We start from the raw sequence: 25,262 nt of genomic DNA, 5'->3' as shown, positions 1-25,262 counted from the left end.
GTGCGTCAGCGCAGAGAGACGGCGACGCGCGAGAGCAGCGCCTCGATCGCGAGCAGGGGCGGCACGTTCCCGCTGATCCGGGCCCGAGCCTGCCCCACCGCATCCAGCAGTCCCAGGGTGATCGTCCCGGAGCCGTTCGCCGCGGTCCGTTCGACCTCCTCGGCGACCTCGATGTTGACCAGCTCGCTGGAGGTGCCGAGCTGGCGGCTGAGCACATCGCGCAGCACCGAGTGCGCATCGAGCAGGTAGCGATCCAGCACGTCGCGCACCAGCCGGGTCTGGCGCCGCTTGGCATCCTCCTCGAGCTGACGCACCTGCGCCCGCAGCGCCGGCGGCACCTTCCCGTCGTCCACGCCCGCAGAGCGCAGGAAACGCTCCTTCTCCTCGGTCGCGACGGCATCGGCATGCTCCTTGGCCTCCGCGGTCGCTCGGTCCACCAGCGACTGCGCGGCCAGCACCGCCTCTCCGGTGCTGCGCAGGCCCAGGAGCGTGCGCGCGGAGTCCTCACGCGCCGCCAGAGCGCCCTCCTGCGTGGCGTAGCGCAGGGCGAGACCGATGTGTCCCTGCGCGGCGCGGGCCGCCCGCACGGCGAGCTGCTCGGCCACGCCGTCGCGGCGCCGCAGCAGCTCGGCGACCACGTCCGAGGACGGCACCGCGAGGGTCACCACCCGACAGCGCGACCTGATGGTGGGTGCGAGGTCCTCGGCCGAGGGCGCGCAGAGCATCCACACGGTCGAGGGCGGGGGCTCCTCGATGGACTTCAGCAGCACGTTGAAGGTGCGCGCGCTCATCCGATCGGCGTCCTCGATGATCACCACCCGGCGCGGCCCGGTGGCCGGGGACCGCTGGGCGGTCATGACCAGAGCCCTGACCTCCTCTTTCGCGATCGAGAGCTTGTCGGTCGCGACCACGGTGACATCCGGATGGGTGTCGGCCAGCACCGTCCGGCAGGCCCGGCACTGCCCGCAGCCGGTGCCGTTCTCGCACTCGAGCGTGGCGGCGAAGGCCCGTGCCGCCGTGGACCGCCCCGAACCGGGCGGGCCGGTGATCAGCCAGGCCTGGGCGAGGGAGCCCTCCGGGGACGCCGCACGGCGGAACTGTGCGACGGCGGCCTCCTGCCCGACCACGTCGGCCCACACGCCGGAGGCCGGATCGAAGTGACCCCCGCCAGGAGGGCCGGCGGGCAGGTGCGTTCCCGGCGCGGTCACAGCTCGTCCCGGTGCGAGGTGTGCGGGAGCTCCTCGAAGGTGGGGTCGAAGAGGTCCAGCAACTCGGCGACGGCCTCGAGCACCTCGGCGTGGACCTCCTCGCGCGGTCGGGTGCCGTCGATCACCGCGAAGCGCTCCTCGTCGGCCTCGGCCAGGTCCAGGAACTCCTGGCGCACCGTGGCGTGGAAATCCTCGCCGGCCTGCTCGAGACGATCACGGCCGGCCGCTTCCCGGCGCGTGCCCAGAACCTCCGGGGGCAGGTCGAGCAGGATCGTGCGGTGGGGGAGGAGTCCGTCGGCCGCCCACAGCGACAGCGAGCTGATCGAGTCGGGCTCCAGGTCCCGGCCCGCACCCTGGTAGGCGATCGAGGAGTCGAGGTACCGGTCGCCGAGCACGAGGCCGCCGCGGGCGAGGTGGGGGCGCACCAGCGTGGAGATGTGGTGGGCGCGGTCGGCTGCGTACAGGAGCGCCTCCGCGCGGGGATCGACGTGCTCTCCGTGCAGCAGCAGCTCCCGGATGCGCGCCCCCAGGGGGGTGCCGCCGGGCTCACGGGTGGTCAGAATCAGCTCCTCGGAGACCGAGCGCTCGCTGACCAGGTGGTCGCGCAGCATCGCCATCTGGGTGGACTTGCCCGCTCCGTCGCCGCCCTCGAAGGAGATGAACACCCCTCGGCGCGGGGGATGCGGTGAGGGGATGCGCAGGCCGCGGGCGGTCTCGAGGATGCTCACGCGCGCTCCTCCCCGGGGTAGACCACGCCGAGCTCGGCGCGCACGGTGTCCATCGTGTCCATGACGCTCAGGGTATCCGCCCAGCTCATGAGCGGGGATTCCAGGTCTCCTGCGGTGACCCGGCGGGCGGCCTCGGCGATCTCGTAGGCCATGCCGTCGCCGGGCGCACCGGGATGCTCGAAGCTCGCCGTGCGGCCGTCCAGCAGGGAGACGGTGAGAGTGCCGGGCGCGAAGAACGGGCCGGACAGCCGCGCCGCGCCGAGCGTGCCGCTGACCACGGCCTCGGTGGGGGTGCGCGCCAGCAGGGTGCTCGAGAGCCGGGCGCGGCCACCGCCGGTCCCGCGGGCCAGGACGGCGAGGTAGGCGTCGACGCCGGTCGAGGTGAGGTCGCCGCGGACCGCGAGCTCGGTGAGATCGCCGAGGACCATCTGTGCGAAGGAGACCGGGTAGACCCCGAGATCGAGCAGGGCGCCGCCGCCGAGCTCCGAGGCGTACATGCGGTGGGCCGGGTCCTCGGGGAAGGACTGGCCGTGATCGGCGGCGACCTCGATCACCTCGCCGAGCAGACCCGAGGCGATGACCTGCCGCAGCACGTCGTACTGCGGCAGGAAGCGTGCCCACATCGCTTCCATGGCGAAGGTGCCGCGCGCACGGGCCACCTCCAGCAGGTCGCGGGCCTGGCTGCCGCTGAGGGTGAAGGACTTCTCGACCAGCACCGGGATGCCGGCTTCGAGGACGGGCCGGGTCAGCTGATGGTGCTGGGCGTGGGGAGAGGCGACGTAGACGGCGTCCAGGCCGCCGGCGGCGAGCATGTCGGCCACCGAGGTGAACGCCTGCTCGATGCCGTGCGTGGCGGCGAACGCCTCGGCGCGCTCCGCCGAGCGGGAGACGACGGAGACCATTCGGGAGGCCGTCGCGCGATGTGCGGTCGCGGTGAACTGCCCGGCGATGTGACCGGGAGAGATCACGCCCCAGCGCAGGCCGGGCGCGGTGGCCGGGTCGGGGACGGTGGAGGCAGGCAGGGCCAGGGAGTTCTGGGCCTCGGGGCCTCGGGGGTCGGCGGTCTCGCTCATGACTCCAATCTACCCAGCGCGTCCGACGTCCACTGCCATGGTGGACGATGGGGAGGAGAGGTCCGCCCTCGGCTGAATCCGCACTCCGTGGCGCGCCGTCCGAGATATCGCGGTGCGCCGCTCGAGACTGCGCCGGGGCGGCCTCCCAGTGATCCGATTCAGCCCTTCACCGAGCCCGCCGTCATGCCTCGCACCAGGAAGTTCTGGAGCGAGAAGAACACGATCAGCGGGATCAGCATCGACAGGAACGCGCCGGCGGTCAGCAGCTCCGCGCCCTGTCCCTGGGTGCCCAGCAGCTGCTGCAGGGCCACGATGATGGTGGTGTTGGCGCCGCCGCCCAGGAACAGGCGTGCGATCAGCAGGTCGTTCCACACCCACAGGAACTGCAGGGTGGCGAAGGCGGCGATCGCGGGCATCGACATCGGAGCCACCAGTCGCCAGAAGGTCTGGTAGTGCGAGGCCCCGTCGATCTTCGCGCTCTCGATCACCGACCACGGCAGCCCGCTCATGTAATTGCGCAGGATGTAGATCGCCAGCGGCATCCCGAAGCCCGAGTGCAGCAGCCACACGGCCACGAACTCCCCGGAGATGCCCAGTCCCCGCGGTCCCAGCAGGTTCAGCAGGGGCTGGAAGGCGACCTGGATCGGCACCACCATCAGCGCCACGATGAGGATGAACGCGAGCTCCTTGCCGCGGAAGCGGGTGAAGGTGAACGCGTACGCCGCGAAGGCGGCGAACATGATCGGCAGCACCGTCGCGGGGACGGCCACGACGACCGAGTTCAGCAGCGAGGAGCCCAGGGCGGTGCTCTCGAACAGCCGCTGGTAGTTGGCCAGCGTCCAGTCCGCGCCGAAGGGGCCCAGCACGGCGGTCCACCAGCCGGAGGTGGCGGCGTCGGTGCGGCTGCGGAAGCTCGTGATCAGCATGCCGAGCGTCGGGATGGTCCACAGCACCCCGAGCAGGATCATCACGATGATGGCGGCCGGGGAGCGGCGGCGGCCGTCCGCCATGCGTGCGCTCATCGCTGCGCCTCCTGCTGCTTGTAGGCCCGCACCTGGTAGAACACCACCGGCATCACCAGGATCAGCAGCACCACCACGACCGCGGCTGCCTCTCCGGCTCGCTGCTCGGTGAACAACTTGCGGAAGAACAGGTTCGCGATCACATCGGTGTTGTTGCGGCCGTTGGTCATGACGTAGACGATGTCGAACACCTTCAGCACCACGATCAGCACCGTGATGAATACGGCCAGGACGGTGCCGCGCACCTGCGGGAAGACGATCTGCCAGAAGATGCGCATCTCGCCGGCGCCGTCGATGCGCCCCGCCTCGACGGTGTCCTCGGGCACGGCCTTGATCGCCGAGCTCAGCAGCACCATCGCGAAGCCCGTCTGCAGCCAGATCAGGATCACCATCAGCAGCAGCGAGTTCAGGCGGCCCTCGCTGATCTGCATCCACGGCTGCGGCTCTCCGCCGAGGCCGACGACGATCGCGTTCAGCACGCCCGTCTGCTGCGAGCCGGGGGAGTCGTAGGCGTAGATGAGACCCCAGATCGTCGAGGCCCCGACGAAGCTGATCGCCATCGGCAGGAAGATGAACGACTTCGCGGTCTTCTCCCCGGTCGGGGAGAGCTTGTCCGCGAGCACGGCGACCATGAGACCGAACGCGACGGTCACCACGGGCACCACGACGACCCACAGGAGGTTGTTGATCAGTGCCTGCCAGAAGCCGTTCGAGGAGAAGATCGCGGCATAGTTCTCCAGCCCCGTCCACTGCGTGGAGTCGTTGTTGGCGAAGGAGTACACGACGGTCTGGACCGTCGGGTACACCAGCATCACCGCGATCAGGGAGAAGCCGGGCAGCAGGAACGCGTAGGGGATCAGGCCCCGCGAGAACCGGCCCGGCAATCCCTCGATCGCCATGTTCAGGAACAGGAAGAACAGCACCGCGCCGCCGATGCCGACGACCAGGCCGGTCAGCCCGATGATCACGTCGCTGCCGCCGAACCAGGCGGGGTAGTACGCGAACGCCAGGAACAGGGTGCACACCGCCCACGCGGTGACCGCGAGGCCGACGGCGCCGATCAGGATCCGCAGCGGCTTCGCCGTCGAGTACGACGGAGCCGACGGAGCCGACGGATCTGTCGAGCCCGAAGAGCCCGGTCCCCCCGCTGAACTCGCAGCGCCGGAGCCCGCTCCCGGAGCCGGATCGGGCTCCTGGGGGCGGGCAGCAGCGCTGCTCACTGGGGCCATGATGCCTCGACGTCGTCCAGGACCTCCTGGGACGTCTTGTCCCCGCCGACCCACTGGTTCATCGCGGTCCAGAAGCTGCCGCTGCCGACGGGGCCGGGCATCAGATCCGAGCCGTCGAAGCGGAAGACCTCCGCATTCGAGGCGATGTCCGCGACCCGGCGGGTGGTCTCGTCGGCGTAGTGGGAGTTGTCGAAGCTCTGGTGCGGGCTCAGCCAGCCGCCGGCCTGGGCCCACTCGCCGCCGAAGTCGCTCGAGGTGATGAACTCCATGACCTGCTTCGCCTCGTCGTCCTCGGTGGCGAACAGCGCTGCCAGATCCCCGCCGCCGAGGATGGGCTGGCCATCGAAGCCGCCTTCCCAGGGCGGCAGCGCGAAGACGCCGACGGCGTTGTCGAGGTCTGCCTGCACGTCCTCGGGGAAGAACCCGGTCACGAAGTTGCCCTGGCGGTGGAGCATTGCTCGCGGCGGGTCCTCGAACAGGGGCAGGGACGCCTCGGAGAAGTCGGTGTTCAGGATGGTCTCGGAGCCGCCCAGCACGTTGCCCTCGGTCTTGAGCACTTCCCCGAGCGCGTCGAGGGCCTCGACCACCTTGGGGTCGTTGAAGGGCACCTCATGAGAGGTCCACTGGTCGTAGAACTCCGGCCCGTGCATGCGCAGGATGAACTCCTCGAGCCAGTCGGTGCCCACCCAGCCGGTCGCCTGATCGGCGTTCCAGGCATCCGCCCAGGGGGCCGTTCCGGAGGCCTTGATCTCGTCGGCGATGCCCTGCAGCTCCTGCAGAGTGGCCGGCTCGGTGCTCCAGCCGCCGTCGGCGTAGGCCGCCGCGGGATACCAGACCAGGGATTTCACGGCCAGACGGATCGGTGCGCCGTAGATCGTGTCCTCCGCCGTGGCGGCCTCCAGGAAGCCGGGGATCAGCGAGGACTCCAGCGAGTCCACATCCAGCACGTCGCCGATCGGGGCGATGTGGCCGTCGGCGGCGAGTTCGAGCAGCCCACCGGGCTGCGGGAACAGAGCGATGTCCGGCGCATCGCCCGCACTCGCCCGGGTGCGAATGGAGTTCGCGAAGTCCTGGTCGGAGGTGTACTCGACGCTGATGCCGCTCTCGTCGGTGAAGCTCTTGAGCGCGGCGTTGAACCCTTCGGCCTCGACGCCGCCGAAGTTTCCCAGGATCGTGACCACACCGTCGCCCGGGCTGCCTCCGGCGGAACCGCCCCCGCCCCCGCCGCCATCGGAGCCGCCGCTGCCGCCGGAGTTCTCAGGATTCTGCAGGCACCCGGCGAGTCCGAGCGCGGTGGCCGTCGCCGCGCCACCCATGACGGTGCGGCGGGAAAGATGTGAACGCATGACAGAACTCCTTCATCAACGGTGATGGGGATGTTGCTGCATTCATACTACGCCCAGGTCATGGCGCGAAGAGGGGTAATGAGGAAGGAACCGGGAATCCCGCCCCTCGGTGCCGACCGTTCGGTCCTCGTTCGCCCGGAATCATGGGATCCCGGGGTCTGGAGCCCGGGGCCCGGAATCGGGAGACCTGGGACCGGCGCGCGGAATGCCGCGTGCCGGCCCCGAGGGACTCACTTCTTCGTCGTGGTGCTCTTCTTCCGGGTCGTCGAACCCTTGGACGTCGAGCCCTTGGTCGTCGAGCTCTTGGAGGTGGAGCGGCGGGCGGCCGGCTTCTTGGCCGGACCCTTCGCACGCTTCTCCGCGAGCTTCTCCACGGCCACCTTCTCCGTGATCTCCTCGACCGATTCGCTCGAGCGCAGCGAGACGTTGGTGGAGCCGTCGGTGATGTACGGGCCGAAGCGCCCGTCCTTGATCACGATCGGCTTCTCGCTGGTGGGATCGGTGCCCAGCTCCTTCAGAGGGGGCTTCGCGGCCGCCCGGCCGCGCGTCTTGGGCTGGGCGTAGAGCTTCTCCGCCTCCTCCATGGTGATCGTGAACAGCTGCTCCTCGCTCTCGAGGGAGCGCGAGTCCGAGCCCTTCTTGAGGTAGGGGCCGTAGCGGCCGTTCTGCGCCGTGATCTCCGTGCCGTCCTCCGTGGTGCCGACGACGCGGGGCAGGCTCAGCAGCTTCAGCGCGTCCTCGAGGGTCACGGTCGCCAGATCCATGGACTTCAGCAGCGAGGCCGTGCGCGGCTTGGGCTTCTTGCTCTTGGCCGTCGACTTCTTCGCCGTCCCCTCCGCGCCCTCGTCGGCCTCCGGCAGGATCTCGGTGATGTACGGGCCGAAGCGACCGTCCTTGGCGACGAGCTCGTGCCCGGTCTCGGGGTCCACTCCCAGCACACGGCCGTCGTCCTTGGCGCGTTCGAGCAGCTCGGAGGCGACCTCGACGGTCAGTTCGTCGGGCGCGATGTCATCGGAGACGGACGCGCGCTGTGGCTCGCCGCCCTCGATCGGCTCGCCGTTCTCGTCGCGGGGCTGGCGTTCGACGTAGGCGCCGTAGCGGCCCACGCGCAGAGTGATGCCCTCGCCGATCTCGATGCTGTTGATGGCGCGGGCGTCGATGTCGCCGAGATCGTCGACCATGGGCTTCAACCCGATGGGCCCCTCGGACCCGTCCGAGAGGTAGAAGTCCTCCAGGTACTGCGCCCGGCCCAGCTCACCGCGGGCCATGCGGTCCAGCTGCTCCTCCATCTGAGCGGTGAAGTCGTAGTCGATGAACGCCCCGAAATGCTCCTCGAGCAGACGGACGACGGCGAACGCGGTCCAGCTGGGCACCAGGGCGGTGCCGCGGCGCAGCACGTAGCCGCGATCCTGGACGGTCGCCACGGTGGAGGCGAAGGTCGAGGGGCGGCCGATCCCGCGCTCCTCGAGCGCTCGCACCAGCGAGGCCTCGGTGTAGCGCGGGGGAGGGGTGGTGCTGTGCCCGTCCGGGACCAGCTCGCGGGTATCGAGCGTCTGGCCCTCCTCCATCTGCGGCAGGCGCTTGTCGCTGCCGCTGTCGGAGTCCTCCTTGTACCGCGTGGCGTCCCGGCCCTCCTCGTAGGCGGCCAGGAAGCCGCGGAAGGTGATCACGGTGCCGGAGGCACGGAAGGTCGCGGCGCGCTCCCCGTTCTCGACCAGCAGCTCGACGGTGGAGGTGGTGCCCTTGGCGTCGGCCATCTGCGAGGCGACGGTGCGCTTCCAGATCAGTTCGTAGAGGCGGAACTCATCGCCCGAGAGGGATCCGGAGACCTCGGCCGGAGTGCGGAAACGATCCCCGGCGGGGCGGATCGCCTCGTGCGCCTCCTGCGCGTTCTGGGACTTGGTCTGGTAATAGCGCGGCTTGTCCGGCACGTACTGGGAGCCGTACAGCTCCGCGGCCTGGCCGCGGGAGGCCTTGACGGCCTCTCCCGACAGCGCCACCGAGTCGGTACGCATATAGGTGATGTAGCCGTTCTCGTACAGCGACTGCGCGATCCGCATCGCCTGCCGGGCACCGAGGCGCAGCTTGCGGGAGGCCTCCTGCTGCAGCGAGGAGGTGGTGAACGGCGCCGCGGGGCGGCGGGTGTACGGCTTCGAATCCAGCGAGGTGACCGTGGCGGGGGCGTCGGTCAGGGTCTCGACGAGCTCCCGGGTGGAGGCCTCGGTGAGCACGGTCGCGTTCTGCGCCCGCGACTTCAGGGTGCCGTCGTCGGCGAAGTCGCTGCCGGTGGCGACGCGCGAGCCGTCGACGGTGGCGATCTTGGCGGTGAACTGTTCGGCCTCGGCGCCGAAGGTGCCGGTCACGTCCCAGTAGTCGGCGGGGACGAACGCCATCCGCTCGCGCTCGCGCTCGACCACGAGGCGGGTCGCGACGGACTGCACGCGTCCGGCCGACAGGGAGGGCTTGATCTTGCGCCACAGCACCGGGGAGAGCTCGAAACCGACCAGACGGTCCAGGATGCGGCGGGTCTCCTGCGCGTCGACCAGGTGGGAGTCGATCTCGCGGGTGTTCTCCAGCGCCCCCAGGATCGCGTCGCGCGTGATCTCGTGGAACACCATCCGCTTGACCGGCAGGGACTTCTTGGGCTTGAGGGTCTCCAGCAGATGCCAGGCGATCGCCTCGCCCTCGCGGTCCTCATCGGTGGCGAGGTAGAGGGTGTCGGCGTCCTTGAGGGCCTTCTTGAGGTCCGCGACGGTCTTCTTCTTGTCCGGGCTGACGATGTAGTAGGGCTCGAAGCCGCCCTCGACGTCGACCCCGAACTTCCCGTAGGGCCCCTTCTTCATCTCGGCGGGCAGGTCGCGAGGCACCGGGATGTCACGGATGTGTCCCACCGATGCCTGGACGATGAAGTCGTCCCCGAGGTAGCGGCCGATCGTCCGCGCCTTCGCCGGGGACTCGACGATCACCAGATGTCGTCCGCCAGTCACGTTGCTGTGTCCTTCCTCGCCGCGAGACGTCGCGGCCCGTCCGCCGTGGCAAGGTGCCGAGGTCAGGGTTGTCCGAGCACGTACTGCGCGCTCGGCGATTGTTCACGGTACACGTTCGCCGGGGCGGGTCCTGTGTGAGATCGGCGTGCGCAGAAGCAGCACCAGAGCCATCCAGGCAGCGGTGCACCCGCCGATGACGGCGGCCATCGCGGAGAACGCGGTGGCCTGCTGGGCCCCGTCCTGGAGGTCCAGCGGCAGCTGCAATGAGACGAGTTCGTAACCCCCGACGCCGAGCCCGGCCAGGCCGGCCAGAGCCAGCAGGAGCGCCACCACGGAATCGACGGCGCTCGTGCGCAGCCGCAGCAGGGGTCCCGTGGAGCCGTCCGGCCCGGCGACGTCCGCTCCCGGGGCGCCCCTGCGCCGGCGCCCGTGCCCGGTGCGTCGGGCACTGCGGGCCAGGCGGCGCCTGGTGCCCAGCCCGTCGAGGGCGAGGACCAGGAACGTCCACGCCGCCACCAGCACGAGCGCGCCGAGGACGTCGCTGGGCCGGTGCCAGCCCAGTACCACCGTCCCGATGCCTGCGCTCGCCGTCCACGCCGTCCCCAGCGGGGCGAGCACGGCCCGGGCGCCGCCGGAAGCCAGCACCAGCGCGATCACCGCCGTCGCGGCGAGCGTGGTGTGGCCGGAGGGAAACGAGTTCGGGGTGATCTCGATGCCCAGCCCCAGCGGCTCGCGCGAGACCAGGAAGTGCTTGACCACCTGGGTGGTGAGATTCGCGCCCGCCACCAGCACCGCCAGCGGCAGCAGCAGGCGCCACCGGCCGCGGACCAGCACCAGCACCAGGGAGAGGGCCAGCAGCACCGCGATCACGGGCAGGCTGACCGTCCCCACGGCCAGTTCCGCGTACTGCGCCAGGCGGCCCTCGTGGGCGAGCGCACCGGACAGCGCCAGCTCGTCCAGCCGCTGCCCGCTCGCGGTGCCCACGGCCGTCCGCGCCAGCAGCGTGACCGCCGCGACGCAGACGGCTGCCGCCAGCAGCGACAGCAGCGGCCGGGCGAGGCCGCCGACGCGGCGGCGGGACCCGGCGCTGTGGTCCCCGGTGGGGTCGGTCGCGGTGCGTCCGGCGGTCATAGAGTCACCATCCTGCTGATCACGAGTTCACGCACCGCTGGCAGGACCCGCGCGCGGGCCTCGTGCTCGTCGGCGTCGGTCAGGGCGCATACGGCGGCGAGGACCTGACCGAGGGTAAGGGTCCCATCCAGTGCGCCGACGGTCGCCGCGAGTATCTGGTCGGCCCGGACCACGCGGGCGAACCCGGCGCCCTGGGCCAGTTCGATGAGCGTGGGGTCCCATGCGCCCGGCGTGAAGTGGCGCCGCTCGATGACGTCGGCTGCGCGCACCGGGCGCAGGGCGGCCAGGGCGTCGTCATCCAGGGCCGCGAGTTCGTCGATCGCGTCCAGGCCGTCGGCGAGATGGGCGGCCAGGGACCCGGTCCCGGTGCCCGCGGCCTGTTCGGTGCGCAGCACTGCGGGGCGAGGCAGGGCAGGGACCGACCGGGCGCCGTGGTCCGGGCGTCGCAGCAGCAGATAGCCGAAGCCGATGCCCTCCACATCGCGCGCGGCGAAATCGTCCAGCCACGCCTCCAACAGCGGGGACCAGCGGGCGTCGCGCTCGGTGATGCCACCGTCACGGGCCCAGGTCTCCGCGTACTGGGCGGGATCCTCCTGCTCGCGCTGGATCACCCAGGCGTCCACGCCGTCGGCTCTCGCGGGATCGAGCCAGGCTCGCGGATGCGCGTCCCACGGCTGATCGCGGGAGATCTCCCAGTTCCCGAGCATCACGGCGCTGCCGCCCGGTGCCAGGTGTGCCGGGACCGCCTCCAGCAGCTCGGCGAGCAGCGAATCCCCGGCGCGGCCGCCGTCGCGGTAGGTCCAGCGGGCCTCCTCCTGCCCTGCCTCGCGCGGGGTGATCACGAAGGGAGGGTTGGAGACGATCAGGTCGAAGCTCTCCCCGGCCACCGGGGCCAGGAGCGATCCGTGTCGCAGCTCGATCTCGACGTCGTTGAGCGCCGCGTTGAAGGCGGCGAAGGCCAGTGCCCGCCGTGAGAGATCGGTGGCCACGACGTGATCGGCATGCCGGGCGGCGTGCAGCGCCTGGATCCCGCCGCCGCAGCCCAGATCGAGCACGGTGGCGACCCGGGTGCGCGGCGTGATCCGCGCCAGGGTGAGCGAGGCCCCACCGATACCGAGGACATGGTCGGGGCCCAGCGCCTGCCCGGTGGCCAGCTCGGAGAGGTCCGAGGCGATCCACCAGGCGATCTGACCGGCGTCGTCGCTGGCTGCGTACGGGGCGAGGTCGACGGCGGCGCGCAGCAGCGGCTCGGCGGCCTCCGCAGCTCCGGGAGTCTCCCGTGACGCGGCCGGGATCACCAGGCCCAGTGCGCTCGCCCCGTCAGCGCCCAGCGTGGGCAGTGCGCGCTGGATCACGGAGCGGGGCACCACGGCTCCCAGGGTGAACAGGCGGAAGAGGACGGCGGCGGCGTCGGTGCGGCCCTCCAGGGCACGGCGGGCCGGCACGGGATTCTCGCGGCGCAGGGCGGCGACGGCGACCGGTCCCAGCAGAGCCTCGGTGGTCTCGACCGTGTAGGAGGCGGCAGTGAGGTCCGCGCGCAGCGCAGCGATCTGCTCCGGCACGATCCGCGGCGGGGCGGGCGTCGGGGTCCGTGAGGGCGCCGCTGGCGAGTCGGGTGGCATGGCTACGATTGTGCCCCAGCCACCTGGAGCCGGAACGGAGGCCAGGTGTGGACGATGCGCAGGGAATGAGGAGCGGATGCGGGCAGGCAGAGCGGCCGATCTCCTGGCCGATCTCACGCAACCGCCGACCCGCCGAACGTGCCTGACCCACGTCGAGGAGCGTCCGGCCCGGGAGGGCCGCCGCGGCTTCTTCCCCGAGTGGGCGGACCCGCGCCTGGTCGCGCACCTGGCTGAGCGCGGAATCACTGCGCCGTGGATCCACCAGCAGGAAGCCGCGGAACTCGCCCATGGCGGCACGCACGTGGTGCTGGCCACAGCGACCGCCTCGGGCAAGTCGCTGGGGTACCTGCTGCCCGTGCTCACCGCGATCGGCGCCCGTGAGCTCGAGCCGGAGGCGCGCCGTGCCACCGCGCTGTATCTCTCGCCGACCAAGGCGCTCGCCGCGGATCAGCTGACCAACATCACCACCATGGCCGACGGGGCCGGACTGCGTGATGCCCGGATCGCGGTCTATGACGGGGACACCCCCACCGAGCAGCGGCGGTGGGTGCGCCGCCACGGAACCGTGGTGCTGACCAACCCGGACATGCTGCACTTCGGGATCCTGCCCGGCCATGAGCAGTGGGCGAGCTTCTTCCGCGCTCTGCGCTACGTGGTCATCGACGAGTGCCACAGCTACCGCGGCGTCTTCGGCAGCCACGTGGCGATGGTGATGCGTCGCCTGCGCCGGATCGCCGCCCACTACCGCGCCGACCCGACCTTCATCCTGGCCTCGGCCACCACGGCGAACCCGGAGCTGTCGGCCTCCCGGCTCATCGGGCAGGACGTCACCCCGGTCGTCGAGGACGGCTCCCCGCGGGCCGGGCTGACCATCGGGCTGTGGGAACCGGGCACGCGCACGCGCGTGGACGGACGCGGTCCGGGGCGGAGCGACGACGCCGACCCCGAGGGCGAGGCGGATCCCGCCGGCGCGGGAGCCGGGTCCGGCCCGGACGCCGCGAAGGCCACGGACGACGGCGCCCCGGCCGGGGTAGATGCCGGAGATGGCGAGGGCGGGGCCACGAGTGGCAGCGGCGCCACGAGCGAGGAGCCGCTGCGTCGCTCGGCCACCAGCGAGGCCGGAGCGATCCTGGCGGACCTCGTCGAGCGCGACGTCCAGACACTGGTCTTCGCCCGCTCCCGGCGCGGCGCTGAACTGGTCTCGGGCAGTGCCCGGCGGCTGCTCGAGCAGAAGGCGGAGCACGCCTTCGCTCCGGAGCTCGCGGACAGGGCGAAGCGCGTGGCCGCCTACCGCGGCGGGTACCTCGCCCGGGAACGCCGGGCTCTCGAGGACTCTCTGCGCTCGGGCGAGCTCAAGGCGCTCGCCTCCACCAACGCCCTCGAGCTCGGCATCGACATCGCCGGGCTGGACGCCGTCGTGGTCGCCGGCTGGCCGGGCACCCGCGCGTCCCTGTGGCAGCAGTTCGGCCGGGCCGGGCGCCGTCAGGACCGCGACGGCGGCGCGCTCGCCCTGTTCGTCGCACGGGAGGACCCGCTGGACACCTACGTCGTCCACCACCCCGAGACCGTGTTCGGGGCTGAGGTCGAGGCCGCGGTGTTCGATCCCGCGAACCCGTACGTCATGACCCCTCACCTGTGCGCAGCGGCCTCGGAGCTGGCGATCCGCGACGGCGAGGAGAGCATCTTCGGACCCACCGCTCGCGACCTGCTGACCACGCTCGCCGCTCGAGGTGTGCTGCGCTCGCGCCCCACCGGCTGGTACTGGACCATGACGGAGTCCGCGCACGAGCTGACCGATCTGCGCGGCAGCGGCGGGGAACCGGTGCGAATCGTCGAGGAGGCCAGCGGCACACTGCTGGGCACGGTCGACGCCGCCAGCGCGCACACCCAGGTCCACGACGGCGCCGTGTACCTCCACCAGGGCATGAGCTATGTGGTGAATCATCTGGACGTGGAGCGGGCGGTCGCGTTCGTCCATCGCGAGGATCCGCTGCACTCGACCCATCCCCAGACCACCTCGACCATCCGCATCCGGCAGGTGGACCGCGAGGTGGCGTGGTCCGGTGGGGTCCAGCTGTGCTTCGGCACGGTGGACGTCACCGACCAGGTCACCGGCTACCAGGTGCGGGACGTGTTCACGCAGACGGTCCTGGCCCAGCATCCGCTGGATCTGCCCCCGCGCACCCTGACCACCAAAGCCGTGTGGTGGGTGATCCCGCAGGAGCGCACCGACGCCGCCGAGATTCCCGGGGAGGAGCTGCCCGGGGCCCTGCACGCCGCCGAGCATGCCGCGATCTCCATGCTGCCGCTGCTGGCCACCTGCGACCGGTGGGACATCGGAGGGGTCTCGGCCGCCCAGCACGAGGACACCGGCGAGCCGACCATCTTCGTCTACGACGGAGCGCCCGGCGGTGCCGGCTTCGCCGAGCGCGGCGCCGAGGACGCGCACGCCTGGCTCAGAGCCACCGCGGACATGATCGCGGAGTGCCCGTGCGAGGCGGGGTGCCCCGCCTGCGTGGTCTCCCCGAAGTGCGGCAACGGCAACGAGCCGCTGTCCAAGGCTCAGGCCGAACGCCTGCTGGAGATCCTCCACCCCTGACCTCCGCAGAGGCTCCTCGCCCGGCCACTCGAGGTCGGCCGCCGCCGACGTTCCCAGCCTCTCGACCCCCGGGAATCGGGTGATCGTCGACCGCGAGTTCACGGCAGGTCCGCGGGGCCGGGGCCCGCCCGCGCGCGGGCCGTTGCCGCGGGCAGGGGAGAGGCGTCGACTTGGACCTGCACGACCACGTCCCACTCCCGCTGCTCGCAGCTGGTCAGCTGCGCACCGTTGCGGGAGGCGGCTTCCGCCGCCACCGCGCAGGGTTCGCCGCTGGCCGCCGCCAGGGCGTCGGCCCCCGCGAGGGACGCGAGGTCAGCGGCGGTCGCCGCGCGCGACTGCGCAAGCAGCCCGGTGCCCAGCAGGGACAGCCCGGCCAGGGCCGCGGTCGTCGCTCCCGTCCAGGCCAGGACTCCGGCGGCACCCGTGCTCACGAGACGCCGCCGTCGATCAGGTGCGGCTCCCGCCGCGCTTCCGCATCGGCGCTCAGCTCCCAGTTCGCCCCGGCCAGCGGTCCCGAGGGAGCCTGCAGGGTCCGAGTCGTTTCGACGTGCACCCACATGCCGGTACCGGAGACATGGACCTGGGTGCCCTCGCCGCCGATGCGCTGAGCGGTGGCGACCGCCGCACCGGCATCCTCCCCGCGCGCGAGCTCGCGGGCAGCGCCGCGGGCTGCGCTCTCCAACCGGATCTGGGTGCCCAGCCCCGCTCCGGTCAACAGGATGACGACCACCATCGCGACCACGACGGGCAGCACGATCGCCGTCTCCGCCGTGGCGGACCCCCGGTCGTCCCGCCAGCGGGACGACCGGGCGGACCGCGTCATCACGAGCCCATCGACAGGGCCGAGGTGATGATGCCCAGCAGGATCTCGCGCACCTCCCCGGACGCCAGCAGGGCGACCAGGACAGCGGCGAACCCGCAGGCTGCGAGCACCGTGATGGCATATTCGGCGGTCGATGCGCCGGTCTCGTCCCGCATCACACGGTCGAGGGCGCGGCGCATCCGGATCTTGGTCACGGACATGGTGTTCTCCTTCTCGTCGTGGGCGGCGCACCGCCCGTGGGTGAGCGGCCGTGGCCGCTCGGTCCGGAACGGCGGGCGCCGTTCCGGGAGGGCAGCTGCAGCTGCCGACGTGGGCCAGGGCCCACGCACCGGGAGGCTCCCGGTGGTCGGAGGGGTCGCGGGGAGGTGCCGCGCGACCGGGTCGAGGGCTTCCTGGGCGGGAGCTCATGGCACGGCGCCCGCCGTGGTGAGGGAGAACGTGCCGCCGAGCAGCGACATGACGGTGGGGATGATGCCCAGGACCACGAACGCGGGCAGAAGCGCGAGACCGGTGGGCAGCACCAGGCGCACCGCGAGCTGAGCGGCCCGTACCTCGGCGTGCCGAGCCCGGCCGCGCCGGGCGTCGCGGGCCGCGGAGCGCAGGACGTGGGCGAGATCCGCGCCGGCCGTCTCCGCGAGGACCGCGGACTCCCCGAGCGCTGTGAACTCCGCCGGCAGCTCCCGGGTGGCCACAGCTGCAGGGACCCCGGCCTCCAGAGATGTCGCGAGCCGCTCGAGAGCGTGGGCGTCCGGTCCGGCCGTGAGGGCGCCGGCCACCGCGGAGACGGACCGGGACAGCGGCAGCCCGGATTCGAGGGCGCCGGCGATCAGCTCGAGCACGACCGAGGGATCCACGCGCTGCCCGCTGGGCGGATCGGCCCGGCGGATCAGGCGCCGCATCCACCACCAGCCCAGCCCGGTCAGCGCGATGCCGAGCGCGCCCATCAGGTTCCCGGCGGGCGAGGCCAGCAGCAGCCGGAGCGGATCCCCGCCGAGGAGGATCCCCAGCCCGAGCCCGGCCAGGGGAAGCACCAGCAGGATCCGGGCGGTGGAGCGGGGCCCGGCGAAGGCACTGCGGCGGGCCTGGGCGGCGTCGTGGAGGTCCCGGAGCGCATCGGCCAGGCTCTGCAGCATTCCTGCCGTCGGCGCCCCGGTGCGCTCGCAGACGGTCAGTGCGGCGCCGAGGGAACCGATCACCTCCGTCTGCCGCAGTCGCCCCGGGGCTCCGCGTCTCGGGTCGGCCCCGGCCGCGGCGGCGCGGGCCAGCTCGGTGAGCTCACCCTCGGGCAGGGACCGGGCGATGGCGCCCCAGGCCTGACGGATGCTGGAGCCGGAGCTGATCACGGTGGCGAGCTGCTCGATCATGCGCGCCACCTCGAGGGTGCCCGCACCAGCGCGTGGGACCCGGGCTCTCACCGGGCGGGGGCCGGCCAGGACCGGAGGGGGAGTGAGCACCCAGGCGAGCGTGGCCGCGGCGGTCAGAGTGAGCAGCGCAGCGACGATCATGCCGCCCTCCGTCGCGCCCGGGTCTCCGGGGACGAGGAGGAGGCGCCGGTCCCGGCCGGGGCGGGCGAGGAGGCGCCGCGACCGGTCTCGGCCGCGGGCGAGGCCGCACGGCCGGGCGGGTGCAGCCGTGCCGCCAGCTCCCCGGCCGCCGGGCCCTCCCGCAGCTTTCCCCCGTCCACCCTCAGCGCTGTGGTCGCTCCCAGCGTCCCCTCCCGGTCCCGGTGCAGCAGGGCGATCTCGTCGAGGGCGCGGACCCCGTCGTGCCGCCCGAGGTGGACGACCACCTCGAGGGCGCTGCCGACCTGGGCCGCGAGAGCGCCCCGGTCCAGGCCGCCGAGCGCGCCCAGGGCCTCCAGGCGTGCCGGCACGTCCCTCGCGGTGTTGGCGTGGACGGTGCCGCAGCCGCCCTCGTGGCCCGTGTTCAGGGCCTGCAGCAGCTCCCGGATCTCCGCGCCCCGGCACTCACCGAGCACGATCCTGTCAGGGCGCATCCGCAGGCTCTGGCGCACCAGGGCGGTGAGGTCCACGGCGCCCGCGCCCTCACTGTTGGCATGGCGGGACTGCAGGTGGACCACGTGCGGGTGGTCGACGGCGAGTTCGAGCACGTCCTCGACCACCACGATCCGCTCGTCGGCCGGGACCTCGCGCAGCATCGCCGCCAGCAGTGTCGACTTCCCGGTGCCGGTGCCACCGGTGACCAGGAACGGGACCCGGGCCGTGATGACGGCCATGAGCACCTCGCGGGCCTCCCGGCCGAATGCGCCCAGTCGCTGGAGGTCATCGAGATCGAGGCGCTCCTGGCCGGGGAGACGCAGCGAGAGGATCGCCCCGCCCGGTGACAGCGGGGGCAGCACCGCGTGGAACCTGATCCCCGAGGGCAGGTGCGCATCGGCCCAGGGGACCGCGTCGTCCAGACGTCGTCCGCCGGCGGTCGCCAGCCGTACTGCGAGGTCCCGGGCCTGTGCGGGAGCGAGATGGATCGCGGCGGGGCGCAGCCCGTCTGCGTCGTCGAGCCACACCGAGCCGTCGTCGTTGACCAGGAGGTCCGTCACGCCGGGCCCGGTCAGTGGCTGCAGAGGGCCGAGCCCGTCGATGTGGTCGCGGATGCGCGTGGTCAGCTCGAGGGTGGCCGCGGCGCCGAGCACCCTGCCCTGCCGGCGCAGCACCCGGGCGATGCGGGGCACGTCCACCGCGCCGGGTGATCGCACGAGGTCTTCCCGCACCAGCTCCAGCAGAGGAGAGAGCTCCGCGTCGGAGGTGGGCGGGTGCACGGTGCTCATGACGCCCTGCCCGCAGCCAGCCCGGTGAGCAGCCGGCGCGCGGCGCGGTCGGCGCCGCGGCGCCGCGCATCCAGCAGGGGCACCGTCGAGCGGGGGCTGTCGCGGAACGATGCGGCCAGCGGCAGGTCGAGATCGTGGGCGACCTCCGCCGGCGTCAGGGGCCCGCGCCGGCGCACCACGGCCTGCGCCAGCATCTCGGGTGGGCGCCACGCGCGCAGACGGCGGGCACTCGCCCGGACTGCATGATCCGTGGAGGGGACCACCATGAACAGGTGATCAGCGTGCTCGGCAGCGACGGGTACGAGACCGGCACCGAGGTCCACCACCACCGTTCCGCCGAGCGGGGACAGCGCCGAGAGGACGCGGGAGAGGGTCTGCGGATCGGGGCCGGCATGGTCCCCGGAGATCAGCAGGTGCACGTCGTCGACCCGGGGCAGGCCCTCGCGCAGTGCCTCTCCGTCGTCGGGACCCAGTCCGGTCGCCTCCTGCCACCCGATGCCGCTGGTGGGCGAGGTCTCGACCAGGAGATCCAGACCGCCGCCGAGGGGATCGGCGTCGACCAGGACCACCGGACCGTGGGTGCGCGCGGCTCCGGCGAGACGTGCAGCGAAACTGGAGGCACCCGCCCCTCCGCAGCCGCCGGCCACGGCGAGCACCGTGGAGGCACCGCGGGGCCGCGCCAGCTCGGAGAACTGGGAGAGGAGCTGCTCGGATCCATCCGGCAGCGGGATCACGGCCAGGGCACCGGCGGCGAGGGCGTGCTGCCACAGCGATGCCGGGATGTCGACCTCGGCGGTGACCACGATCAGCGGGGAGCGGCTTCCGGCACCGTCCGAGTCGCCGCGCACGAGCGATGCTCCCTCGACCACGACGCATGCGCAGGGACCCGCGGAGGAGTCGACGAGCGCCATCCCCGCGGCGGTGGCGTGGTCCCGGACCAGCTCGCGCAGGCTCTCGTCCTGACCGCTCCAGCGCACCTGGGCAGGGCTGTCCGCGGCTCCCGCCACCGGTCCGTCGGGCCCGGCGCTGCGTGCGGCCGCCCGACCGGGGAACCGGGAGCGCTGTCGCCTCGGGCCGGAGCCCGGATGGACATCCGGCTCGGTCCGCAGGGTGGGATCGTGGGGATCCGGCGGCCGCGATGCAGCCGGGAGCTGAGGGATGGTGGTGCTGGTCATGCGGCCAGCGTGACTGCTGCGGTGGGGCGCTCGCCCGGCAGTGGCCCGGGTGGTGGACGAGGCCGCTATGTGGAGGAAAGATCGCTCTCACCGAGGGCTTGCAGGGACCTCGCGGCGGGCGTAGTGTGATGTGGACAACGACGAATACCGGCACCGGAACCCACGTGCGATTGGTCCCCGCAACGGACCGGCTGCGAGGCGTCGAAAGCGCCACCGCAACCACTTATCGTGCACGCCTGATCCCGATGCAGATGGCTCGTCCGGAGCGGCGCCGCGACTGATCGCGACGCCGCTCCTCCTTGCGTCCTATCTCCTCGCGGCGAGCCTCCGTGCGGCGGCGCATCCTCGCCTTCCGGCGGCGCATCCTCGTGGACCGCAGCCCGCTCTGGTCCGCCGGCCGTGGTCGTGGCGCGGGAACCGGCGGGGGAGGACCTCAGAACTCGAGGTCCACGATCACCGGGGCGTGGTCCGAGGCGCCCTTGCCCTTGCGCTCCTCGCGATCGATGAGCGAGCCGCGCACCGCGGACTGCACGGCCGGGGACCCGAGCACGAAGTCGATGCGCATGCCCTCCTTCTTCGGGAAGCGCAGGGCCTGATAGTCCCAGTAGGTGTACACACCGGGGCCCGGATGGTCGGGGCGCACCACGTCGGCGTACCCGGCCTCGACCACCGCCCGGAACGCCGCCCGCTCCGGCTCGGTGACGTGCGTCTTCCCCTCGAAGAACTCCATGTCCCACACGTCCTCGTCCTGCGGGGCGACGTTGAAGTCCCCGACGAACACCGTGCGCGACTGCGGGTTCGCGGCCAGCTCGCGCTCACCCTCGGCGCGCAGCGCGTCCAGCCAGCGCAGCTTGTAGGCGTAGTGCGGGTGGCCGAGCTCGCGCCCGTTGGGCACGTACAGCGACCAGATCCGCAGGCCGTCACCGACCACGCCGCCGATCGCACGGGCCTCGACCACGCCGGTGCCGTCCTCCGGCCAGGCCGGCACCGCCGGCAGCTCGGTGCGCACGTCGGTGAGGCCGACGCGGGAGATCAGCGCCACCCCGTTCCACTGATTCAGCCCGTGCGCGCGGACCTCGTAGCCCGCCGCCTCCAGGGCCGTGAGATCCAGCTGTTCGGGCTTGGCCTTGGTCTCTTGCAGAGCCAGCACGTCGACGTCGTGCCGCTCCAGGAAGGCCAGCACCCGATCCATCCGTGCCCGCAGCGAGTTGATGTTCCAGGTCGCGATCCGCATGGCCCCGATCCTACGGGCGGCGTCAGATCGACGCAGGCCCACGGCCCGTCGCCGCCGTCGTGCGGCCCGCGCAGTCGTAAACTCAGGACATGGCGCGCGCACTCGTCACCGGTTCGACGTCCGGACTCGGTCTGGAGTTCGCCTGGCAGCTGGCCGGGACCGGGCACGACCTCGTGCTGGTCTCGCGCGACGAGGACCGCCTGCGTGCGGTCTCCGAGCAGATCCGCGATGTCCACGACGTCAGCGTGGAGATCCTTCCCGCAGACCTCTCGGACCGACAGCACCTCGAGCGGGTCGCGGTCCGTCTCACCGATCCCGTCGACCGGATCGATCTGCTGGTCAACAATGCCGGCTACGGGCTCCGCGGCGGGTTCCTGGAGATCGGCGTGGGCGACCACGAGAAGCAGATGGACACCCTCATGAAGGCGGTCCTGGTCCTCTCCCACGCGGCGGCGCGCGCGATGGTCCAGCGCTGCCGCGGAGCGATCATCAACGTCAGCTCGCTCGCCGGGTACACCACCGCCGGCCCCTACGCCGCCTCCAAGAGCTGGGTCACGGTCTTCACCGAGTCGCTGGCGATGGAGCTCAAGGAGACCGGCGTGACCGCGACCGTCCTGCTGCCGGGGTTCGTGCAGACGGAGTTCCACGAGCGGGCCGCGATGACGATGGACGGCCTGCCGCGCATCACCTGGCTGAAGGCCCCCTTCGTGGTCGAGCAGGCGCTCAAGGACGCCGCCAAGGGCAACGTCATGTCGATCCCGTCGGTCAAGTACCGCACCGCCGGCGAGTTCTCCCGGATCGCCCCGCGGCCCCTCGTGCGCGCACTGACCTCACCGACCTGGTACCGCAGGATGCAGCAGCGGGCCGTGCTGCGCTCGCGCCGGAAGGCCTCGCGCCGCAACCTGCACGCCCCCTGGCAGCGCGAGGAGGGTTAGGCGGGCCGACCCAACGGCGGCGCGATGCGGCCGACGGACTGCACGGCCGGCGGGGCCGACGGGCTGAATTTCCGACGGGACGACGAGGGAGAGTCCATTACGCTGGCATCATGCCGGAGACCAGCCCCGATTCCCCCGTGTCCGCTCCGATCGAGGTCGCCCGTGAGCGTCTGCGCGTCCTGATCCGGGACCTCGCCGTCGTCCGCGGACACGTCGTCCTCTCCTCGGGTGCCGAGGCGGATCACTACGTCGACCTGCGTCGCGTCACCCTCCACCACGAGGCGGCGCCGCTGGTCGGTCGAGTCATGCTGGACCTCCTGCACCGCGAGGGCCTGGTCCCCGGCGTCGAGGCCGTCGGCGGGCTCACCCTGGGGGCGGACCCGGTCGCGACGTCGATCCTGCACGCCGCCGCTCACGCTCCCGGCGCCGCGGGCGATGAGCGCAGAGCGCTGGACGCGTTCGTCGTGCGCAAGGCCAACAAGGCCCACGGTCTGCAGCGACGCATCGAGGGGCCCGACGTCACCGGGCGCCGTGTCGTCGCCGTCGAGGACACCTCCACCACCGGGGGCAGCGTGCTGACCGCCTGCGAGGCACTCACCGAGGACGGCGCCGACATCGCCGCCGTCGCCGTGATCGTGCACCGCTCCGAGGCGTCCCGCGAGGCCGTCGAGGCCGCCGGGTACCGCTACCTCGCGGCCTACGACATCTCCGAGCTGGAGATCTGAGCACCGTCCATGAGCGAGCCCGAACCCGGCCGCGAGGTCGGTGTAGGCCCCCATCCCGAGCCCTGGCCGGAGGATCCGCGCCTGGATCCTGAGCTGCTCGCGCACGGGGACCGCCGCAACGTCGAGGACCGCTACCGGTACTGGCGGCGCGAGGCGATCATCGCCGACCTCGACACCCACCGGCACGAGCTGCACGTGGCCATCGAGAACCTCGAGCACGACGCGAACATCGGCTCCGTGGTGCGCACCGCGAACGCCTTCGCCGTCGGCGCCTTCCACATCGTCGGCCGGCGCCGCTGGAACCGCCGCGGCGCCATGGTCACCGACCGCTACCAGCACGAGATCCACCATCCCGACGCCGCCGAGCTCATCTCCTGGGCCCGGGCGCACGGCCGCCCGCTGGTCGCGATCGACCTGGTGCCCGGTGCCCTGCCGATAGAGCGCACACCGCTGCCGCGCGACGCGGTGCTGGTCGTGGGCCAGGAGGGTCCCGGCGTGAGCCCGGAGATCCTCGCCGCCGCGGACCTCGTCGTCGGCATCACCCAGTTCGGATCCACCCGCTCGATCAACGTCGCCGCCGCGGCCGCGATCGCGATGCACACCTGGATCATCCAGCACGCCGATCTCCCCGAGGGGCCGCTGCGCTGACGTATGCGCCGACCACGAGCCGCTGCGGCGGTGGCCGCTCTCGTGGGATGAGAGCCCGGTCGGCTCGAAAGGGCCCTATGGGACAATGAGCCGGATAGGACGATCGTGCGAGACGCACTCCGCGCCGCCGGTCATCGTCACGGACTCTCTTCAGCGAAGGAGCATGCCTCATGGCAGTCGCAACCCCGGATCAGTACGCAGAGATGATCGACCACGCCAAGCGCGGGAAGTTCGCCTACCCGGCGGTCAACGTCTCGAGCTCGCAGACCGCTATCGCCGCCCTGCGCGGCTTCAGCGAGGCGAACTCCGACGGCATCATCCAGGTGTCCTTCGGCGGCGCCGAGTACCTCTCGGGCTCCACGGTCAAGGACCGTGTCGCGGGCTCCATCGCACTGGCCGAGTTCGTGCACGCCGTGGCGAAGAACTACCCGATCAACGTCGCGCTGCACACCGACCACTGCCCCAAGGAGGCCCTCGACAACTGGGTCGAGCCCCTCATCGCCTGGGACCTCGAGAACCGCGTGAACAAGGGCCTGGACCCGCTATTCCAGTCGCACATGTGGGACGGCTCCGCCGTGCCGGTCGACGAGAACCTCGAGATCGCCGAGAAGCTGCTGGAGAAGTCCGCCGCCGCCAAGAAGATCCTCGAGATCGAGATCGGCGTCGTCGGCGGCGAGGAGGATGGCATCCAGGCCGACGTCTCCAACGACAAGCTCTTCTCCACCCCCGAGGACGGCCTCAAGACGGCCGCCAAGCTGGGCCTGGGCGAGCGGGGCCGCTACCTCACCGCGCTCACCTTCGGCAACGTGCACGGCGTGTACAAGCCGGGCAACGTGAAGCTGCGTCCCGAGATCCTGGGGGAGATCCAGAAGGCCGTCGGTGCCGAGTACGGCAAGGACCTGCCCTTCGACCTGGTGATGCACGGCGGCTCCGGCTCCACCCTGGAGGAGATCCAGGAGGCGGTGGACAACGGCGTCATCAAGATGAACATCGACACCGACACCCAGTACGCCTTCACTCGCCCCGTCGCCGCTCACATGTTCGAGAACTACGACGGCGTGCTGAAGATCGACGGCGAGGTCGGCAACAAGAAGGCCTACGACCCCCGCGCCTGGGGCAAGAAGGCCGAGGCCGGCCTGGCCACGCGCCTGGTCGAGGCCTGCGAGAACCTCCGCAGCGCCGGCTCCCACAAGGCCTGATCGACGTACTGCGAGCTTGCGAGCGGTAGGAGATCGGGCAGTGCGGAACCGGCTGATCGACGTACTGCGAGCTTGCGAGCGGTAGGAGATCAGGCAGTGCGGAACCGCTTGATCGACGTGCTGCGAGCTTGCGAGCGGTAGGAGATCGGGCAGTGCGGAACCGCTTGATCGACGTACTGCGAGCTTGCGAGCGGTAGGAGATCGGGCAGGTCGCTAGAGGCCGATCGACCCGATCGACTGCCACCGTCCCCGGGCTCGACCCGGGGACGGTGGCACCTGAACTTTGGCCACTGACGACGCATTTCCAGCGGATTATGCGACGTCAGTGGCCAAAGTTCGTTCTATGTCGACGGGCGGCATGGGCGCGGTCGAGGGGACCGGGCCGACGGGTCATGGATCGGCGGTCCAGCGTGAGCGGCGCTTACCAGCGGTTGCCGCGAGCGCGCCCCATGACCCGCTTCAGCGCGGGCAGCACGTCGGCCAGGAAGATCCCGGCGATCACGACGCCGGCCAGCATGAACAGCATCGAGGAGCCGCCGCTGCCGATCGGATAGGGCAGGGAGAGGAAGCCCAGCAGCAGCGCCGCGCCCGTGAGGATCCCCCAGAACAGCTTGCTGCGCTTGCCGGCCGCCGTGTAGGCGTCGGGACGGAAGCGGATCGCGTTCACGAACGCCCAGATCTCGATGGCGAACAGGGCGAGCGCGAGGACGGCGAAGATCCACGTCTGGATGAGTCCGATCATCCGGTCAGGATAACCGCGCCCGCCGAACGCCCGCTGGCAGGCGGCTCGGCC

Annotated in this window: 22 protein-coding genes; 5 read left to right on the top strand and 17 right to left on the bottom strand. The window is 71.7% G+C overall.

Annotation, left to right across the window (positions count from 1 at the left end):
* Nucleotides 1-5: 5 nt before the first annotated feature.
* From ACFQRJ_RS07285 to ACFQRJ_RS07245, 9 genes are all read right to left on the bottom strand, one after another.
* Nucleotides 6-1,208 carry a DNA polymerase III subunit delta' gene (locus ACFQRJ_RS07285; RefSeq protein WP_377018320.1) on the bottom strand — a complete coding sequence of 401 codons (1,203 nt, stop codon included), beginning with the start codon at nucleotides 1,206-1,208 and terminating at the stop codon, nucleotides 6-8.
* Nucleotides 1,205-1,936, bottom strand: a complete 732-nt coding sequence (gene tmk, locus ACFQRJ_RS07280) for a dTMP kinase (RefSeq protein WP_377018319.1) — start codon at nucleotides 1,934-1,936, stop codon at nucleotides 1,205-1,207. Before tmk ends, ACFQRJ_RS07285 begins: the two co-directional genes overlap by 4 nt.
* Nucleotides 1,933-3,009, bottom strand: coding sequence for a Gfo/Idh/MocA family protein (locus ACFQRJ_RS07275; protein WP_377018318.1), 1,077 nt, complete (start codon nucleotides 3,007-3,009; stop codon nucleotides 1,933-1,935). Before ACFQRJ_RS07275 ends, tmk begins: the two co-directional genes overlap by 4 nt.
* A gap of 158 nt (nucleotides 3,010-3,167) precedes the next feature.
* Nucleotides 3,168-4,031: a carbohydrate ABC transporter permease gene (locus ACFQRJ_RS07270; protein ID WP_377018317.1), complete on the bottom strand. Its 864-nt coding sequence runs from the start codon at nucleotides 4,029-4,031 to the stop codon at nucleotides 3,168-3,170.
* Nucleotides 4,028-5,251 (bottom strand): carbohydrate ABC transporter permease, encoded by a 1,224-nt coding sequence (locus ACFQRJ_RS07265; RefSeq protein WP_377018316.1) that lies wholly within the window; start codon nucleotides 5,249-5,251, stop codon nucleotides 4,028-4,030. The genes ACFQRJ_RS07270 and ACFQRJ_RS07265 overlap by 4 nt, the downstream gene beginning before the upstream one ends.
* Nucleotides 5,248-6,606 (bottom strand): ABC transporter substrate-binding protein, encoded by a 1,359-nt coding sequence (locus tag ACFQRJ_RS07260; protein WP_377018315.1) that lies wholly within the window; start codon nucleotides 6,604-6,606, stop codon nucleotides 5,248-5,250. Before ACFQRJ_RS07260 ends, ACFQRJ_RS07265 begins: the two co-directional genes overlap by 4 nt.
* A gap of 230 nt (nucleotides 6,607-6,836) precedes the next feature.
* Nucleotides 6,837-9,593, bottom strand: coding sequence for a type I DNA topoisomerase (topA, locus tag ACFQRJ_RS07255; RefSeq protein ID WP_377018314.1), 2,757 nt, complete (start codon nucleotides 9,591-9,593; stop codon nucleotides 6,837-6,839).
* A 102-nt stretch (nucleotides 9,594-9,695) separates the two neighbouring features.
* A complete protein-coding gene (locus tag ACFQRJ_RS07250; protein WP_377018313.1) occupies nucleotides 9,696-10,724 on the bottom strand; it encodes a phosphatase PAP2 family protein in 1,029 nt (342 codons plus the stop codon).
* On the bottom strand, nucleotides 10,721-12,346 hold the full coding sequence (locus tag ACFQRJ_RS07245; protein WP_377018312.1) for a methyltransferase: 1,626 nt from the start codon (nucleotides 12,344-12,346) through the stop codon (nucleotides 10,721-10,723). Before ACFQRJ_RS07245 ends, ACFQRJ_RS07250 begins: the two co-directional genes overlap by 4 nt.
* 76 nt (nucleotides 12,347-12,422) lie before the next feature.
* On the opposite strand from ACFQRJ_RS07245, the gene ACFQRJ_RS07240 reads away from it, so the two are divergent.
* Nucleotides 12,423-14,945 carry a DEAD/DEAH box helicase gene (locus ACFQRJ_RS07240; RefSeq protein ID WP_377018311.1) on the top strand — a complete coding sequence of 841 codons (2,523 nt, stop codon included), beginning with the start codon at nucleotides 12,423-12,425 and terminating at the stop codon, nucleotides 14,943-14,945.
* Between the two features lie 98 nt (nucleotides 14,946-15,043).
* Here the strand turns inward: ACFQRJ_RS07240 and ACFQRJ_RS07235 are convergent, their stop codons facing one another.
* The 7 genes from ACFQRJ_RS07235 to ACFQRJ_RS07205 form a co-directional block, all read right to left on the bottom strand.
* Entirely contained in the window at nucleotides 15,044-15,376 is a 333-nt protein-coding gene (locus ACFQRJ_RS07235; RefSeq protein WP_377018310.1) for an Rv3654c family TadE-like protein, read from the bottom strand.
* Entirely contained in the window at nucleotides 15,373-15,768 is a 396-nt protein-coding gene (locus tag ACFQRJ_RS07230) for a TadE family type IV pilus minor pilin (RefSeq protein WP_377018309.1), read from the bottom strand. Before ACFQRJ_RS07230 ends, ACFQRJ_RS07235 begins: the two co-directional genes overlap by 4 nt.
* Complete coding sequence (locus ACFQRJ_RS07225; protein WP_377018308.1) at nucleotides 15,768-15,968, bottom strand: DUF4244 domain-containing protein; 201 nt, start codon at nucleotides 15,966-15,968, stop codon at nucleotides 15,768-15,770. Before ACFQRJ_RS07225 ends, ACFQRJ_RS07230 begins: the two co-directional genes overlap by 1 nt.
* Nucleotides 15,969-16,172: 204 nt before the next feature.
* The gene (locus tag ACFQRJ_RS07220) at nucleotides 16,173-17,273 is read right to left on the bottom strand and encodes a type II secretion system F family protein (protein WP_377018307.1); all 1,101 of its coding nucleotides are present in this window, start codon (nucleotides 17,271-17,273) and stop codon (nucleotides 16,173-16,175) included.
* Nucleotides 17,270-18,553 (bottom strand): TadA family conjugal transfer-associated ATPase, encoded by a 1,284-nt coding sequence (locus ACFQRJ_RS07215; protein WP_377018306.1) that lies wholly within the window; start codon nucleotides 18,551-18,553, stop codon nucleotides 17,270-17,272. The genes ACFQRJ_RS07220 and ACFQRJ_RS07215 overlap by 4 nt, the downstream gene beginning before the upstream one ends.
* Complete coding sequence (locus tag ACFQRJ_RS07210) at nucleotides 18,550-19,728, bottom strand: hypothetical protein (protein ID WP_377018305.1); 1,179 nt, start codon at nucleotides 19,726-19,728, stop codon at nucleotides 18,550-18,552. Before ACFQRJ_RS07210 ends, ACFQRJ_RS07215 begins: the two co-directional genes overlap by 4 nt.
* Nucleotides 19,729-20,161: 433 nt before the next feature.
* Complete coding sequence (locus ACFQRJ_RS07205) at nucleotides 20,162-20,962, bottom strand: exodeoxyribonuclease III (protein ID WP_377018304.1); 801 nt, start codon at nucleotides 20,960-20,962, stop codon at nucleotides 20,162-20,164.
* Between the two features lie 89 nt (nucleotides 20,963-21,051).
* Here ACFQRJ_RS07205 and ACFQRJ_RS07200 point away from each other — a divergent pair, with 89 nt between their 5' ends.
* The 4 genes from ACFQRJ_RS07200 (at nucleotide 21,052) to fbaA (ending at nucleotide 24,469) form a co-directional block, all read left to right on the top strand.
* Nucleotides 21,052-21,897, top strand: a complete 846-nt coding sequence (locus ACFQRJ_RS07200) for an SDR family NAD(P)-dependent oxidoreductase (protein WP_377018303.1) — start codon at nucleotides 21,052-21,054, stop codon at nucleotides 21,895-21,897.
* Nucleotides 21,898-22,007: 110 nt separating this feature from the next.
* Nucleotides 22,008-22,622, top strand: a complete 615-nt coding sequence (locus ACFQRJ_RS07195) for an orotate phosphoribosyltransferase (RefSeq protein ID WP_377018302.1) — start codon at nucleotides 22,008-22,010, stop codon at nucleotides 22,620-22,622.
* Nucleotides 22,623-22,631: 9 nt separating this feature from the next.
* The gene (locus tag ACFQRJ_RS07190; protein WP_377018301.1) at nucleotides 22,632-23,270 is read left to right on the top strand and encodes a TrmH family RNA methyltransferase; all 639 of its coding nucleotides are present in this window, start codon (nucleotides 22,632-22,634) and stop codon (nucleotides 23,268-23,270) included.
* Nucleotides 23,271-23,440: 170 nt separating this feature from the next.
* Entirely contained in the window at nucleotides 23,441-24,469 is a 1,029-nt protein-coding gene (fbaA, locus tag ACFQRJ_RS07185; RefSeq protein WP_377018300.1) for a class II fructose-bisphosphate aldolase, read from the top strand.
* A gap of 421 nt (nucleotides 24,470-24,890) precedes the next feature.
* Here the strand turns inward: fbaA and ACFQRJ_RS07180 are convergent, their stop codons facing one another.
* Nucleotides 24,891-25,211, bottom strand: a complete 321-nt coding sequence (locus ACFQRJ_RS07180) for a DUF2516 family protein (protein WP_377018299.1) — start codon at nucleotides 25,209-25,211, stop codon at nucleotides 24,891-24,893.
* Nucleotides 25,212-25,262 lie beyond the last annotated feature (51 nt).

Origin of the sequence: Brachybacterium sp. GCM10030252, from assembly GCF_042666535.1 — a bacterium.
Taxonomy (GTDB): domain Bacteria; phylum Actinomycetota; class Actinomycetes; order Actinomycetales; family Dermabacteraceae; genus Brachybacterium.
The sequence above is the reverse complement of the archived record's forward strand: the minus strand, read 5'-3'. Positions and strand labels throughout refer to the sequence as shown.